At 63.5% G+C, this 15,813-nt stretch carries 10 protein-coding genes and 1 pseudogene; 3 read left to right on the top strand and 8 right to left on the bottom strand.

The genetic code is table 11. The annotated features are described in order from the left end of the window. Window positions 1–186 precede the first annotated feature (186 nt). Both CRO75_RS30660 and CRO75_RS30655 read left to right on the top strand, forming a co-directional pair. Window positions 187–1,839, top strand: a complete 1,653-nt coding sequence (locus tag CRO75_RS30660) for a VRR-NUC domain-containing protein (protein ID WP_097140320.1) — start codon at window positions 187–189, stop codon at window positions 1,837–1,839. After that, window positions 1,836–4,124 (top strand): ATP-dependent DNA helicase, encoded by a 2,289-nt coding sequence (locus CRO75_RS30655; protein ID WP_097140318.1) that lies wholly within the window; start codon window positions 1,836–1,838, stop codon window positions 4,122–4,124. The genes CRO75_RS30660 and CRO75_RS30655 overlap by 4 nt, the downstream gene beginning before the upstream one ends. Here CRO75_RS30655 and CRO75_RS30650 read toward each other — a convergent pair. Continuing rightward, a complete protein-coding gene (locus CRO75_RS30650) occupies window positions 4,109–5,317 on the bottom strand; it encodes a serine hydrolase domain-containing protein (protein ID WP_097140316.1) in 1,209 nt (402 codons plus the stop codon). The genes CRO75_RS30655 and CRO75_RS30650 overlap by 16 nt on opposite strands. Before the next feature lie 72 nt (window positions 5,318–5,389). Here CRO75_RS30650 and CRO75_RS30645 point away from each other — a divergent pair, with 72 nt between their 5' ends. Beyond that, window positions 5,390–6,016 carry a TetR/AcrR family transcriptional regulator gene (locus CRO75_RS30645; RefSeq protein ID WP_097140314.1) on the top strand — a complete coding sequence of 209 codons (627 nt, stop codon included), beginning with the start codon at window positions 5,390–5,392 and terminating at the stop codon, window positions 6,014–6,016. 25 nt (window positions 6,017–6,041) lie between these two features. Here CRO75_RS30645 and CRO75_RS30640 read toward each other — a convergent pair whose 3' ends face one another. From CRO75_RS30640 to CRO75_RS30610, 7 genes and pseudogenes are all read right to left on the bottom strand, one after another. Continuing rightward, on the bottom strand, window positions 6,042–6,455 hold the full coding sequence (locus CRO75_RS30640; RefSeq protein ID WP_097140311.1) for a TIGR03067 domain-containing protein: 414 nt from the start codon (window positions 6,453–6,455) through the stop codon (window positions 6,042–6,044). A 40-nt stretch (window positions 6,456–6,495) separates the two neighbouring features. Beyond that, window positions 6,496–7,143: a response regulator gene (locus CRO75_RS30635; RefSeq protein WP_009044059.1), complete on the bottom strand. Its 648-nt coding sequence runs from the start codon at window positions 7,141–7,143 to the stop codon at window positions 6,496–6,498. A gap of 74 nt (window positions 7,144–7,217) precedes the next feature. Beyond that, a complete protein-coding gene (locus CRO75_RS30630) occupies window positions 7,218–10,430 on the bottom strand; it encodes a hybrid sensor histidine kinase/response regulator (RefSeq protein ID WP_097140309.1) in 3,213 nt (1,070 codons plus the stop codon). 112 nt (window positions 10,431–10,542) lie between these two features. Next, window positions 10,543–11,733, bottom strand: coding sequence for an EAL domain-containing response regulator (locus CRO75_RS30625; protein WP_097140307.1), 1,191 nt, complete (start codon window positions 11,731–11,733; stop codon window positions 10,543–10,545). Further along, window positions 11,720–14,542 (bottom strand): response regulator, encoded by a 2,823-nt coding sequence (locus CRO75_RS30620; protein ID WP_097140305.1) that lies wholly within the window; start codon window positions 14,540–14,542, stop codon window positions 11,720–11,722. The genes CRO75_RS30625 and CRO75_RS30620 overlap by 14 nt, the downstream gene beginning before the upstream one ends. 147 nt (window positions 14,543–14,689) lie before the next feature. Continuing rightward, window positions 14,690–15,511: an aldo/keto reductase gene (locus CRO75_RS30615; protein ID WP_097140302.1), complete on the bottom strand. Its 822-nt coding sequence runs from the start codon at window positions 15,509–15,511 to the stop codon at window positions 14,690–14,692. Window positions 15,512–15,549: 38 nt separating this feature from the next. Then, window positions 15,550–15,813 (bottom strand): annotated as a pseudogene (locus tag CRO75_RS30610) (IS5/IS1182 family transposase); the annotation flags it as partial.

Below are 15,813 nucleotides of genomic sequence, written 5' to 3'. Positions count from 1 at the left end.
TCCACCATGATTGGCGGCTCGCGACTATATGGCTATCCGCCCTTGGTGTGATTAACCGCAAGAAAGTTCTGCGGCTCCGTAAAAAAACCTGTAACGCCACTTATCCAATAGTGTTTGCCAGGGCAGGTCGGCAGCTGTTATCTGTATGCATAACCAGTATCCACCTCTTTGCGGCGCGCTTGTCCTGTGACTTCCAACCCTCTGGAAAACCCTCTTTATTACCTGCACAACTTTCAGCAGGTGCTGGCGTGGCTCAAGCTGCGCTACGCCGATGTGCTGTCACCCGAAGAGCGTAGCTTCATCGACGACTTCTCGGCGCTGGCCCAGCCATCCCAGGCCCTGCTGGTGCGCATGATCATGCGCAAAGGCTGCCATTTTCGCACGTCCCGGCTGGTCTATGAAGAAATCGGCGATACTCGCGCGGCCGTCGCGCCGCTGGTGCGCCTGGGCTGGGTCGACGAGCAGGCGCCGCTGACCCTGGAAGAACTGTTCAACCTGTTGCAGAAGGCGGAAATCCTCCAGGTTTTTCGCGCGCAAATCGAGCAGCCGAAGGCCCGCAAGTCCGACTGGCTGGCCGCCTTGGCGCCGTTGTTCGACGAGCCGCGGAGCCTGGGCCAGTGGTGCCCGGATCTGGAAGACGGGGTGTGCAGCCTGACGGTCATGACGTTGTGCGACCGCCTGCGCCTGATGTTCTTTGGCAACCTGCATCAGGACTGGTCGGAGTTCGTGCTGGCCGACCTGGGCATCTTCACCTACGAGAAGGTCGAGTTTCGCGACGACGCCCGGGCGCTGCGCAGCCGCGCCGACGTCGAGGGTTTCCTGTACCTGGAGGACTGTCGGCAGCATTTTGAAAACGGCGCGGCGCTGGACGAGGTGCTGGCGAGCATCCAAGCGTTCGCCAGCGACAATCCCTGGTTGCAGCGGCGCCGGGCCAAGCTGCTGTTCCTGCTGGGGCAGCACTGCGAGCGGCTAGCCGAATGGCCGCTGGCCGCCGCCATCTACCAGGCCTGCGCCGATCCCGGGGCGAGAGCGCGACTGATCCGCGTCTTCGAGCGCAGTGGCGATTACCCGCAGGCGCTGGCCCTGGCCGAGGCGGCGGTGCTGGCTCCGCACAACGCGGCCGAGCAGCAGCAACTGCTGCGGCTGCTGCCCAGGTTGCGGCGCAAGCTGGGCGGCCCGGCCACGCCGCGTGGCGGCACCCAGCCGACGCTGCGCCTGGACCTCAGCCTGCCGCGGGTCGATCCGGCGCTGTCGGTGGAATTCCATGTGCAGGCCCATCTCCACGAGGAGCAGGCACCGGTGCATTACGTGGAGAACAGCCTGATCAATTCGCTGTTCGGGCTGCTCTGCTGGCCGGCGATCTTCGCGCCGCTGCCCGGGGCGTTCTTCCACCCGTTCCAGCGCGGCCCGGCCGACCTGTTGAGCGAGGACTTCCACAGCCGTCGCGCCGAACTGTTCCAGGCCTGCCTGGCGGAACTGGATGACGGGCGTTATGCGCAGACCATCCGCCAGCGCTACCTCGACAAGTGGGGCGTGCAGTCGCCTTTCGTATTCTGGGGCGCCCTCGACGAAGAGTTGCTGGAGCAGGCGCTGGCCTGTCTGCCGGCCGAGCACCTCAAGCACTGGTTCGAGCGCCTCCTGCAGGACATCAAGGCCAACCGCGCCGGCATGCCGGACCTGATCCAGTTCTGGCCGCAGCAGAAAACCTACCGGATGATCGAGGTCAAGGGCCCTGGCGACCGCCTGCAGGACAACCAGTTGCGCTGGCTGGAGTTCTGCCGGCAGCACCAGATGCCGGTGGCGGTCTGCTACGTGCAATGGGCGGAGCAGGACGGGTGAACTACCGCATCGCGGTACGGGCGCTGTGCGAATTCACCGCCAAGGCCGGCGACCTCGACCTGCGCTTCACCCCGTCGCCCACCGCGCTGGAGGGCATCCAGGGCCATCGCACGGTGGCGGCGCGGCGCAGCGCGCACTATCGGAGCGAGGTGCCCCTCGAAGGCAGCTTCGGCGCGTTGACGGTCAAGGGCAGGGCGGATGGCTACGACCCGGACGCCAACCTTCTGGAAGAGGTCAAGACCTACCGCGGCGACCTGGAGCGCATGCCGGCCAACCATCGCCAGCTGCATTGGGCCCAGGCGAAGATCTATGGCTGGCTGCTGTGCCAGCAGTTGCAGTTGAGCAGCATCCGTCTGGCGCTGGTGTATTTCGACATCCTCAGCGAGCGCGAGACGTCGCTGGTGGAAGAGCACGATGCCCAGGCCCTGGAGCAGTTCTTCAACCAGCAATGCAGCCTGTTCCTGCAATGGGCCGAACAGGAACTGGCCCACAGGCACGCCCGCGACCAGGCCATGGCGGCGCTGGGTTTCCCCCATTCCGACTTCCGTCCGGGGCAGCGCAGCCTGGCCGAGTCGGTGTACAAGGCGGTGAGCACCGGGCGCTGCCTGATGGCCCAGGCGCCGACCGGGATCGGCAAGACCCTGGGCACGGTGTTTCCCATGCTCAAGGCCATGCCGGGGCAGCAGCTGGACAAGCTGTTCTTCCTCACCGCCAAGACCCCGGGGCGCAAACTGGCGCTGGATGCCGCCCAGGTGTTGTTCGAGCGCAGCCCCGGGCTGCCGTTGCGGGTGCTGGAACTGGTGGCGCGGGACAAGGCCTGCGAGCACCCGGAGCTGGCCTGTCATGGCGAGTCCTGCCCGCTGGCCAAGGGTTTCTACGACCGTCTGCCGGCGGCGCGGCAAGCGGCGAGCCAGCGCTTCTTGCTGGACCAGCAGGCGCTGCGCGAGATCGCCCTGGCGCATGGGCTGTGCCCGTATTACCTGAGCCAGGAAATGGCCCGCTGGAGCGATCTGCTGGTAGCGGACTACAACTACTATTTCGATTTCAGCGCCTTGCTGTTCGGGCTGGCGCAGGCCAACCAATGGAAGGTCGCCGCGCTGGTGGACGAAGCGCACAACCTGGTGGAGCGCGGGCGCTCGATGTACAGCGCCAGCCTCGACCAGTACCAGCTGAACACGGTGCGCCAGGCGGCGCCGGAGGCGCTGAAGAAGCCGCTGCAACGGCTCAACCGGGAATGGAATGCCCTGCACAAGGAACAGCTGCGGCCGTACCAGGCCTACGACCAGGCGCCGGCCCCGTTGCTCAAGGCGCTGTCGCTGTGTATTTCGGCGATCGGCGATTACCTGGGCGACCACCCGCAAGGGCTGGACAGCCGGTTGCAGGGGTTCTATTTCGATGCCCTGCAATTCGCCCGGGTGGCCGAACTGTTCGACGAGCAGTTCCTGTTCGATATCAGCAAGCGCGAACTCAATGCCCGGCGCAGCCTGTCCGAGCTGTGCCTACGCAACGTGGTGCCGGCGGGCTTCCTGGCGCCGCGGCTGAGCGCGGCGCGCAGTACGGTGCTGTTCTCCGCGACCCTCAACCCCTGGCATTACTACCGCGATCTGCTGGGGCTGCCGGAAACCACGGTGTGGGTGGACGTGGAGTCGCCGTTCAGTGCCGCGCAACTGGACGTGCACATCGTCAGCCGGATCTCCACCCGTTTCGCCCATCGCCAGGCGTCGCTGGCACCCATCGTCGAGCTGATCGCCAGCCAGTTCCGCCAGCGCCCCGGCAACTACCTGGCGTTCTTCAGCAGCTTCGACTACTTGCAGCAGGTGGCCAGCCTGCTGGCCGAACAGCACCCGGATATCCCTCTGTGGCAACAGTCGCGCGGGATGGATGAAGGGCAACGCCAGGGGTTTCTCGAGCGCTTCGACGCCGATGGCCAGGGGGTGGGTTTCGCCGTGCTGGGTGGGGCGTTCGGCGAGGGTATCGACCTGCCGGGTTCGCGGCTGATCGGCGCCTTTATCGCCACCCTCGGCCTGGCCCAGCTGAACCCGGTGAACGAGCAGCTGAAACGGCGCATGGCGGCGATTTTCGGCGCCGGTTACGACTACACCTACCTGTACCCCGGCCTGCAGAAGGTGGTGCAGGCCGCGGGCCGGGTGATTCGCAGCCAGCAGGACCGCGGCGTAGTGATGCTGATCGACGACCGGTTCGCCGAGCCCCGGGTCCGGCAATTGCTGCCGGGCTGGTGGTCGCTCGACGCCCCGGGCGACGAGGTGCTTCAGGGTGCCGGGTAGGCGGCGTCGCGGATCTCCCGGGTAAAGGCCCCCGACATGCCCTCGAAGGCGGTGTTGGTCAGCGCCACCACGGTCAGCCTGGCCTGCGGGTCGACAAACCAGCTGTGGCCGTAGGCGCCGCCCCATTGCAGGGTGCCCTTGGATTGCGGGGTGCCGGCCAGGGCCGGATCGTCCAGCACCGCCCAGCCGTAGCCGAAGCCCCAGCCCGGCCCCTGGGTCTGCGCCTGGGCGCCGACCTGGTCGGTCATCATCGCCTGCACGCTGCGGGCGGAAAGCAGCGGGCCGCCACCCTGGCGCAAGGTGTCGAGAAAACGCGCCACGTCCATGGCGGTACCGGCCATGCCGGCGCCACCGGAAGGGTAAGCGCGCGGGTCGAAGATCCGCTTGAGGGAGAACAGCGTGGTGCTTTCGCCGACCCGGATCGCGGCCTCGTCCTGCATCCGGCTCGGCCGCGGACGGTCATCGCGGTAAACCGCGCCGAGGCGGGCAGGGTCCTTGACCGAGAACGCGGTGTCGTTCATGTGCAAAGGCTGGGTGACCAGTTCCTCGGTCAGGGTCGGCAGGCTTTTGCCGCTGGCCTTTTCCAGCACGGCGCCGAGCACGTCGATGGCCATGGAATAGCGCCACTGCGTGCCCGGCGGATAACTCAAGGGCACACTGGCAATGCGTTTCAGGTTGTCTTCCAGGCTCATGCCCGGCTCGGCCAGGCCATCCGACACCCCGGCCGTGCGATACGCCCCGTGCTCGGCCTCGAGAAAGCCATAGCTCAGGCCGGCGGTGTGGGTCAGCAATTGCTTGAGGGTGATTGGCGGGCGGGTGCCGTCGGCCAGCCTTGGGCGGAAATCCGGCAGCCATTGGCTGACCGTATCGTCCAGGGACAGCGTGCCCTGTTCCACCAGGCGCATGGCGACCACGGACACCATGGGCTTGGTGATAGAGGCCAGGCGCAGGATGGTGTCGCCGGTCATGGGCCGGGCCGCCTCCCGATCGGCGAAACCGGCGGCGCGCTGGTACACCACCTGGCCGTCGCGCATCACCACCACCACGGTGCCGACGATCCGCTGTTCGCCGATGGCGCGTTCGATGGCCGTGTCCATGCGCCTGCCGAGTTCCTCGTCCGGCGTGGCGGCGCTGGCCAGCGAAGCACCGAGGGTGGCTGCCAGGGCGAGCAGGCCTTTATGGGGTCGATCCATGGGGAGAGCCTCTATAATCACAATGTCCGTTATGATTAACCGGCATTTGTTCTACTTTCAATAGTGATCACTATGATAAATAACCCTGCTGCCGTGGTGCGCCGTCGTGGACGGCCGATTGCCTTTGATCGCGACCAGGTCCTGGGCCTTGCGGCAGAGGTGTTCTGGCGCCTGGGCTATGAAGGCGCCTCGATGCTGGAGTTGTCGGCGGCCATGGGCATCACGGTGCAAAGCCTGTATGCCGCGTTCAGGTCCAAGGCCGAGCTTTACCAGCAGGCGCTGGCGCATTACCAGCGCAGCACTGGCGCCTTTGCCGAGCGGGCACTGCGCGAGGAGGCGGATGTGGTGGACGGTTTCCTCCGTCTGCTGCGCGAGGCGGCCCATGAATACAGCCTGCCCGGGCGGCCGCGGGGCTGCATGATTTCCACCGCGACCCTGACCTGCGCGGTGGAAAACGATGCGCTGCGGGAATTCGTCAGTGCCCTGAGGGCCAACACCCTCAAGGCCTTTGAAGCACATATCGAGCAGGGCATCGCCAGCGGGCAACTGCGCGCCGATACCCAGGCAGCGGCGCTGGCCCGGTATATCGGGGCGATCATTCAAGGCATGTCGGTACAGGCCCAGGATGGTGCGGATTGCGCAGCGTTGCTGGCCATCGGCGAGTTGGCGGGGCGGGAAATACAGCGGGCCAGGGCCTGACGGCATGCTGGCCAACGAGCGAACCTCAGCGGCTGCCGAGGCCTGTTCCATCCTGTGAGACGCGGATGAACCGGCGCAGGGTTTCACCCGGCCCGGTGCGGAACTCGGTGGGCCTGGGGCGGCCCTCGTCCGCGGCGATGAAGACGAAGTCATCGCCGTCCAGTCGATAGCTGGCCGGCAAGTGCTTGCCGGTGTCGGCGCCCATGGAGTCGACCCAGGTAATGGATTTCGGCGTGGTCCGGGTATCGAGGGTGAAACTGCCCGCGAGCAACAACTCGCCTTCGAGCGTCACGACGCGGAACCCTTGCCCCTGGATCAGGGTAAGAGCTCCTGGGGCGCCATGTTCGTCAGGCGGGTTGCTGACCCCGTTGTCCTCGTACTCCACCTGTTCCCAGGCACCTTGAAGCTGTTGCAGGTCGAACTGGTCGTCGCAGGTCATCGTCGTTCGGGCCTTCTGTCTTCGCTGGATAAGAGGGGGGTCAGTTGAAGATGTTGCGCCCGATGCAGTACGTCAGCAGGTCCTGGTCGCTCTCGACTTCCAGCTTGCGCATGGCGGAGATTTTCTGCGCGCTGATGGTCTTCGAACTGCGGTTCTGGCTGCGGGCAATGTCACTGACGCTCTTGCCGGAAACGAACAGCCGCAGGATTTCAAACTCCTTGGGCGAGAGCATGGAAATCCGGTCGTCGATGCTTGCATTGGACTCGATGACCGAGCTCGGCGCAGGTTCGATACTCTGATAGGAACCTCTTTCGACAATGGTCTTGAGCGCCACCTGGATTTCATTGTGCAGCTGGCTTTTCTGGATCACCCCGACCACCCCCAGCTCATGCAGACGCGTGAGGATCAACTGGTTGGAGATCATGGTCAGGATCAGTATCTGCAGGCGCGGGAAGTGGCGCTTGAGGTACTCGACCAGCTTGAGTCCGTCGCCGTAGGGAGAATCCCCGGGCATGTTGTAATCGGTAATGACGATATCGACCGGTTGTTGCTCGAGGATTTCGATCAAGCCCTGTGAGCTGATGGCTTCACCGACTATTTCAAAGTTGCTTTCCCGTTCCATCAACTCGCGAACGCCGAGCAGAACAATCGGATGATCGTCGGCGATGACTACTTTAAATTTTTCCATGACTAGCCACTCGTAATACGCCGGTTGGTAAGGAGAAAGAGTAAAGGATTGCGCTCATCAAATCTTGTCGCGTCTCATTCAAGTGCATTAAGAATATCCGTCAAGCTTTGTATCAGGCTTTTCACCTCAAGGGTCACGGAAGAGGTGATCGCGCTTTGCAGTATCCGGGACTCCAGTTCGGCGCAGTTTTTCGCCAGCCCGCTCAACTGCACGGCACCCAGCGCCCCGGCGGCGCTGTGCAGCCGTTCGGCGAGCCGCTTGGCATCCTGGGCGTCGAGGGCGTCGGTCACGCTCTGGACATCCTGGCGCATGGTGGTAATGAACAGCTCACGCATTTTCGGGGACAGCTCGATCATTGTGTCGCCGGTCGCGGGGGAAGGCGTTGCATCGATCATCGGTTGCGGTTCCTGGGCAGGCGCATTCGCGCAGAGATTCGACAGGTAGTGGTGCAGAGTCTGCAGGCTCAAGGGTTTGACCAGCCAGGCATTCATGCCGACAGCCATGCAGCGGGCGCCTTCTTCGCGCATGGCATTGGCCGTGACCCCGACGATCGGAGTCTCCCGGTCACGCTCACGCAGGGCGCGGGTCAGTTCATAGCCGTTGAGCAACGGCATGTTCACATCGGTCAGCACCAGGTCGAACACCTGCGGTTGCCAGAGCTGCAAGGCTTCTTCGCCATTGGAGGCGGCCGTCACCGTGCAGCCCAGGGCTTCGAGTTGCTCCTTGATGATCGCCTGATTGATCGCGTTGTCCTCGGCCACCAGGATATGCAGGCCGAGCCTGCTGCTCAGGTCGCATTCGGGAGCGGCGGGCGCGATGGTTTTCCCGTGCAGGGTCAGGGACACGGCCCTGGCGATGGCCCGCACATCATGGGCATCCACGGTGCAACCTCGCGGTGATGGTGCCGGGTGCCTGCCGGCGACGCACAGGACCCGTGGCCCGGCCCAGGCCGGCAGGTTGTCGGAGGGCAGGACATCGACCAGCAGGTTGGCCTGGCGCGACTCTTCGACAAAGGCTGGCAATGGCTTGGCGACCACGCCGAGGCGATTCAGCCAGTCACAGGTGCTCTGCGCCAGCTCCACGGCGGGAGCCCGCACATACACCGCCTGGTTGCTCGGCAGGATGTCCGCGCAACCTTCCAGCGCGCCCGGCATGATCTTCAGTCCCAGCCGCAGCGAGAAGCTGCTGCCCAGGCCAGGTTCGCTGACCACGCGTATCTGGCCGTCCATCATTTCCGTCAAGCAGCGGCATATCGCCAGGCCGAGTCCGGCTCCGGCCTCGCTGGAGGCGTCACGTACCTGGTAGAAGGTGTCGAACAGGCGTTCCTGTTGCGCCGGTGAAATGCCGATACCGGAGTCGGTGACCTGCCACTCCAGGCTGGCCTGGCCATCCACGCAGTGCAGGAGCTTGACGCGCAATACCACGCGCCCGGTGTCGGTGAACTTGATGGCGTTGCTGAGCAGGTTGCTGAGGATCTGCCGGATCCGTACCGGGTCGCCCAGCAACTGGTCGGGTAACGCCGCATCGACACAGGCGTACAGCAGCAGGCCTTTGTTTTCGGCGAAGACGCTGTAGGCGTGCAGCGTGTCCTCGATCATCTGCAGTGGGCAGAACGCCTGGGGCTCGATCGCCATCTGCCCGGATTCGATCTTGGAAATGTCCAGGACATCGCTGATCAATTGGAACAGGGTGCTGGACGAGCGCTGGATGGTTTGCAGGTGCTCGCGCTGGCGGGCATCCAGGCGCGTCAGCCCGAGCAGTTCCAGGGTGCCCAGCACGCCGTAGAGCGGGGTGCGTATTTCGTGGCTCATGGTGGCGAGGAACAGCGTCTTGGCTTCGCTCGCCGCATCGGCGGAGCGTCGCGCCTGCTCCAGCATGGCCGCGCCCTCGATGTGGCTGGTCACGTCGTGGAAGGCACAGAGCAAGGCATCCTCGCCCTGGTAGCGGGTGGGCACGAACCCTACCTGCAGGTGAGTACCGTCGATGTCCAGCCGGGTTTCACCGGCGACGCACAGGTCCTGCCGGCTCTCCAGGGCCATCCGCAGTTTTGTGCTGCCTTGCCATTGCTGGGCTTTGCGGTTTTCCAGCAGGACCTTGAAGTCCGAGCGACGCACCACGCACAGGCCGGTGGGCGCGCAATCGATCACGGCCCGGCTGAAAGCCTCGCTCTCGGCGGTGCGTTGGTAAGCCTCGTAGACCGGTTTGACGATACGCGACTGATACCGGCGACTGACCAGCCAGCCACAGCCAATGCCGCCGATCAGCAGGGCCAGCAAGACCGGCAAGGGCCACAGGGTGTAGTTGAAGTAGCTCTTGAAACCGATGGTGTAGAGGGCGGTCCAGGGCTCGGCGGAGTGGCTCGAGACTTTGAAGACCATGCCGTCGCCGGTGATGTTCAGCCCGTCATGCAACACGACGCCCGGTTGCAGCGAACCGCTCAGCACCTTTCCGGAGGGGGCGACCAGGGCGACATGGTCATAGGTCGACCACGGCATGAGTCGCTTGATGTCATTGACCAGATCCATGCTGAACAGCGACGCGACGCCGATCTGCTTGCCGCTGTCCTGGACTCGTGACCATTGCGGCCCGAGATGGGTGCTGACATAGGCCAGCAGTCGGACGGGCGCCTCGTTGGCCTGCTCGGGGACGAGGGGTTGCCAATCGACCGCGCCATCGGCCCGTGCCGAATCTTTCGCCAGCAGATGCTTGAGCGTTTGCAGGACGAGGGTCTTGTTGGGGGTGTCGTTTTTCCAGAGCGGGTCGCGTGAATGCCCGGCGGCCGGAATGCCGATATTGAAGTTGCCCTCGGCATCGAACAGGAAAAACGGCGGTGACTGGTAATGGGAAGTGGACCAGAAGGCGCTGTAATAGTCGGTCAGGTGCTCTCCCAGGTCGGCCAGCCGGGCCAAGGTGTCAGGCTCGACGCTCTGGTGATTGACAGAGAGGCTGAAGGGCGTGGAAAAGGCAAACTCCTGGCCCAGGTAGTTGTGCGGCCCCTCTTCGGGCAAGGCGCTTTTCAGGTATGAAACCGAGTCGTTGGCGTGAAGGGGGATCTTGCTACTTTGTACGGCCACGCCCCGGAGGAAGTCTTCATGTTCGCGGATGTCTTCCATCATCCGCGCAAAATGCGCTTTGAACCTGCCGTGTTGTTCTTCGAGCAGCTTGTGCGACGACCAGTAACTGATGGCGATCAACAACAGGGTCAAGCCGAGGAAAATCAACAATCCCTTGTTCAGGCGAGTCGAGTATCGTTTCAGATTCTCGATGAGCGTGTCCTGGTGGTTCATCACTGGTATCCAAAAAAGCATGAAAAAGTCGAAGCCTTGAGGATTTTACCTTTAAACAACGACTTGTCAGTGATGTGGGGCATGTAATCCTGAAGGGGCGGATATCCTCGGGTCAATAACTGGCGGCTGGACCGTCGTTCACCAGCAACTGTTGAAACTGCTCGGAGGGGACTGCGCGAGAGATCAGGAAACCCTGCACCTGGCTACAGTCGATCTTGCGCAGTAGCGCCAGCTCCTCGGCGCTTTCCACGCCTTCGGCCACCACGGTCAGGCCCAGCTGGCGACCCAGGGCAATGATGCTGGTCAGGGCCTTGGTCAGTTCTTCGCTGGCGTGGCAGCCCTGGACCAGGGCGCGATCGATCTTCAGTTCGGTGAACGGGGTGGAAACCAGGTTCATGTACGAGCTGTAGCCCTTGCCGAAGTCGTCCTGGGACAGGCCGAAGCCCTTGATGCGCAAGCGGCAGGCACCGGCATAGAAGTTACTGATGTCCTGGGGCACCGAACATTCCATGAGTTCGAAACAGATCTGCCCCGGTACTCCCTGGTGTTCCATGACAAAGTCGAACAGGCGGTCCGCCAGGTCGTGGCTGTTGAGCAGATGGGTCGGCAGATTGATCGATACCGGAATGTCGTAGTCCTGCTGGCGCCAGCGTGCCTGGGCCTGGATCGCCTGGCGCAGGACCAGCCACAGCAGGTCCTCCTCGAGATCGAAGGACTTGAGGGCGGGCAGGAAGGTGTCGGGGAGCAGCATGCCCTGTGTCGGATGCATCCAGCGGACCAGGGCTTCGGCGGCGACGATGCGGCCGTTGAACAGTGATTTCTTGGGTTGGAACCAGGCCTCGAACTGCTCTTGCTCGATGGCCTGGACCAGCGCGTCCCGACTGAGCATGGAGACGGGCAAGGGGCGCGGCGAGCTCGGCTGCGAAATGCTCAATTGCGTGGTCAGGGTCTGCAAGGCGGCAAGGTTCACCGGTTTGGAGATCAGGCCGATGACTTTCACCCCGAGGTTCTTGGCAACCAGGCTGGCGCTCATCAGCATGCGCCGCGAAGCCGAGCTCATGATCGCCAGCGCCGGCTTGGAGTGCAGGGCCGCCAGTCCCTGGATGAACTGCACGCCATCCATTCCCGGCATCAACAGGTCGGTGAGCACCAGGTCGAACTTGCGCCATTTCAAGCGCTCCAGCGCCTCTTCGCCATCCCGTGCGCCTTCCAGGTAGTAGGGGCCCAGCTCACCGAACAGATGTTGCAGGTACATGTGCTGGAAGGGATGGTCTTCAACGATCAATATGCTACAGGGCTTCATTCTTCGCTCTTTCATAGGGCGCTAGGTAATTGAACAGGGCGCGTAATGCAAAAGGTTTGACCAGGCAATGGTTCATTCCGGCCGCCAGACATTGCTCTTCTTCTCCACGCATCGCGTTGGCCGTGGCACCGATGATCGGGACCGTACAGCCACGGCGTCGCAACTCCTTGGCCAGTTCATAGCCATTCATCATGGGCATGTTGACGTCGGTGAGGACCAGATCGAACCGCTCGGGGTCCCACATCGACAGGGCTTCCTCGCCGTTTGACGCAAGCTCCACGCTGCAGCCCAGCTCTTCCAGCTGATCCCTGAGGATCAGTTGGTTGATGACGTTGTCTTCGGCCACCAGCACGTTCAGGTTCAGTTGCTTCAACGTCCAGTGTTCGTTGTGATTCTCGGCCTTGGCCACCCACAGTCCCTGGGCCTGGCTGACCGCCTGATGAATGGAACGCAGGTGGTTCAGGTTCACGTGCCAGCATCCGGCACGAACCTGCGGTTCGTTATTGCCGGTCCCGGTGGCGAGGATCAGCGGACCGGGCCAGTCGGGCTGCAGGCGTTGTTCCAGTTCGCCGGGGTGAACTTCGACCAGCAGGCAATCGCTGGTCGGCGCGATCTTCGAGGGATGGCAGAGTTGCACCCGAGCACCCCATTGGCGCAGCCAGCCGCCGATGGATTCCGCCAGCTCGCGGACGCTGGACATCACATAGATGGTTTCCGGCAGCAGCTGCGTGGCGGGCAGGGTGACCGGCCCATCGATCGCCGCTTCCAGGGGCAGGGTGAGGGAGAAGCTGCTGCCCAGCCCCAGTTCGCTGACCATGCGCAGGCTGCCGTTCATCAATTGCGTGAGACGCTGACAGATAGGCAGGCCCAGGCCGGTGCCCGCCACCACATTGGCGTTGCCGCCGGTTTGATAGAAGGGTTCGAAGATCAACGGCTGATGATCCTGGGCAATGCCTTTGCCGGTGTCGGAGACCTGCCACAGGATGCTGGAGCGCTCGCCATCGCGGCTCAGCAGGTTGACCCGCAGCACGATGCGCCCCAGGTCGGTGAACTTCACCGCGTTGTTGAGCAGGTTGCTGAGGATCTGCCGGATCCGGGTGACGTCACCGATCAGTCGCTCGGGGATCTGCGGGTCCACACAGGAATAGAGCAGCAGGCCCTTGTTCGACGCCGCCGCGGAATAGCCCTGGATCAGCTCGTGGACCAGGTCCAGCGGCGAGAACTCATTGAGCTCCAGGGCCAGTTGCCCGGCCTCGATCTTGGACACGTCCAGCACATCGCAGATCAACTGCAACAGGGTCGAGGAAGAACACTCGATGGCGCGCAGGTAATCGCGCTGCTGGGTATCCAGTTGAGTGCGCGCGAGCAGCTCCAGGGTGCCCAGCACGCCATAGAGCGGGGTGCGAATTTCATGGCTCATGGTGGCGAGGAACAGGGTCTTGGCTTCGTTGGCGGCGTCGGCCATCTGCCGCGCTTCTTCCAGCGCGGCTTCCACCTGCTTGCGCGCGCTGATGTCGCTGAAGGCGCAGAACAACACGTCCTCGCCCTTGTAGCGGGTGGGCGCGGAACTCAGGTAAAGATGACGCCCGTCGGTGGTCTCGAAGTAGTCGAAGCGATTCGGTTCGTGGCTCTTGAAGGCTTGCTGGATCCAGCCGGCGCAGAGTATTTCCCGTTCGACGCCATCGCCCAGCCACTGCTGCGCCAGGGTGTTCTCCAGGACCACCTGGCCATCGGTGCGCCGCAGCACGCACAAGGCCACGGGCGCGGTCTGGATCACGTCGCGGCTGAACAGCTCGCTCTCGACCAGCGCCTGGATACGGCTCAGCGCAGGGGTGATGAAGCGGTGCTCGATGCGGCGGGTCAGCAGGCAGATCAGGCTGATGCTGAACAGGCAGAACGCCAGGGCGCCGGCCAGCTGCGGCCAGAGCGCGATCAGCAGGGACTGCAGGCTGAAGGAGTAGACCAGTTGCCAGTCGGAGGTCATCAGTTGCTTGCGGATCACCAGGTGATCGGGCCACCAGCCACTGCCGACAAAACCGAAGAAGTTGCTGCCTTGCAGTTGCTGCAGGGCCTGCCCCAGGCGCCCGGCCGGGGTGTTGGTGAACAGCAGCGCGCCTTCGGAGTTGAACATCATGAACTCGCCGGCGCTCTGGTCGCTGAGGGCCTTGAGCACTTCCCGCCCATCCATTTCCAGGCCCAGCCAGCCGGAGTCATCGGTGCGCTCGTCGAGCCGGGTGAAAATGTACAGCTGCGAAGTCTGCGTGGACGGGTCGGTCAGCCACAGCTCGTTGGTGTCCGGATGCTCCCCATGGTTCAGGACCTCAAGCTTGGAGAGGATGGTCCTGGGCAGGTTGGGGGAGGTCGGGTTGCTGCTGTAGAGGCGCATGACCCGGGCCTCGGGGCCAGGGCTTACATAGAGCAGGTTGACCTGCTTGGCCTTGAAATATTCGCGCATGCGCTGGCTCAGCCAGATGCTCCACGGATCATCGATGTCGCCCAGTTGCAGGTGCAGTTCTTCGCTGGAAGGCGGATACCCCTGGATCTGCTTGGATCGGCGCACCGCGGACAGGCTGAGGCTTTCCAGCAGGGCCTCGCGGCTGGTGAAGAAGGTCTGGGCTTCGGCGATGGCGCTGCTCATGTAGCCGCGGCGCCGAGAAATGTCGTTGCTGAGGGTGGAATTGAGGAAGTTGTAGACGGCGCCGAGGATGCCCACCAAAAGAATGAGCGCGAAAAGACGCAGCAACCTGCTGGCGGCTTCAGGACTGGAAAATAGGGGACTGATCTGATGAAGGTAGGTCTTTAATCTCATTGACCCACTCTAAATAAACCCTCATTAATCCGGGATAGGACGATCCTTAAAGTCGCGGTATTTCGCCGCTTCCAGCCTGATACACGACGAAAAAAACCTGGCACGGGCGCCAGGTTTTTTCAGTGGGGCATGCCTCACGACAGCGGCTCAGACCATTGCCAGTCGCTGCTTGCGCAGTGGCGCGGGGAAGACCTGGTCGATGGCCGCCAGGTCTTCGTCGTGCAAGCGCAACCCGGCCGCCTCGGCATTCAGCCGGACATGCTCGGGGTGTACCGCCTTGGGAATGGCGATCACGCCGTCCTGGCGCAGGACCCAGGCCAGCGAGACCTGGGCGGTGGTCACGCCATGGCGGTCGGCGACCTGCTGTAGCGTGGGGTGGCGCAGCAGCTTGCCGGCCTGGGCGATAGGGCAGTAAGCCATGAGCGGCAAGCGCTGTTGTCGCGCGGCGGGCAGCAGGTCGAATTCGATGCCGCGTTCCTCGATGTTGTACAGCACCTGGTTGGTGGCGCAGGCCGGGCTCGCCAGTTCCTCGAGGTCATCGAGGTCGAAATTGGAAACGCCCCAGCGGCCGATCTTGCCGTCTTCGCGCAGGCGCTCGAAGGCTTCCACGGTTTCCTCGAGCGGGTACTGCCCACGCCAGTGCAGCAGGTACAGATCGATGTAGTCGGTACCCAGGCGCCGCAGGCTGCGCTCGCAGGCCTGGGGAATGCCTTTGCGGCTGGCGTTGTGCGGGTACACCTTGCTGACCAGGAACACCCGGTCGCGCTGGCCGGCGATGGCGGCGCCAACCACTTCCTCCGCGCCGCCCTCGGCGTACATCTCGGCGGTGTCGATCAGGCTCATACCCCGTTCGATACCGGCCTGCAGCGCGGCAATCTCGGCGTTGCGCTGGTGGCGCTCCTCGCCCATGCGCCAGGTACCCTGGCCAATCACCGGGACGGGCACGCCCGCCAGCTCGAGTGTTCGCATGACAATCTCCTGAAAGGGTTAGGAGGGTGTAGACAAAATTATGTAGTGAGTCGGCGCGCGAGTATGCGCGCTTCGGCCAGCCACACCCACGCCTCACTCACAGCGAACAACCGGTCGTGATGCATAATTAGTCGTCGAGCCCTCTCATTCCAGGCATGAGTTCGCTCCACTACCCAGCGCCTGGGCATCACCACGAAACCGCTCGGAGCAGGTGTTACCATGAACAGATCGCCTTGTTCTGAGTGCCATTGTCCTGTTCTTCTATTGTTTGGCCCCCGGATCACTTGAACGTCGACCGCGTG

The organism is Pseudomonas sp. LAMO17WK12:I10, assembly GCF_900215185.1.
GTDB classification, from domain to species: Bacteria; Pseudomonadota; Gammaproteobacteria; order Pseudomonadales; family Pseudomonadaceae; genus Aquipseudomonas; species Aquipseudomonas chlororaphis.
This window is presented reverse-complemented; position numbering and strand designations above follow the sequence as displayed.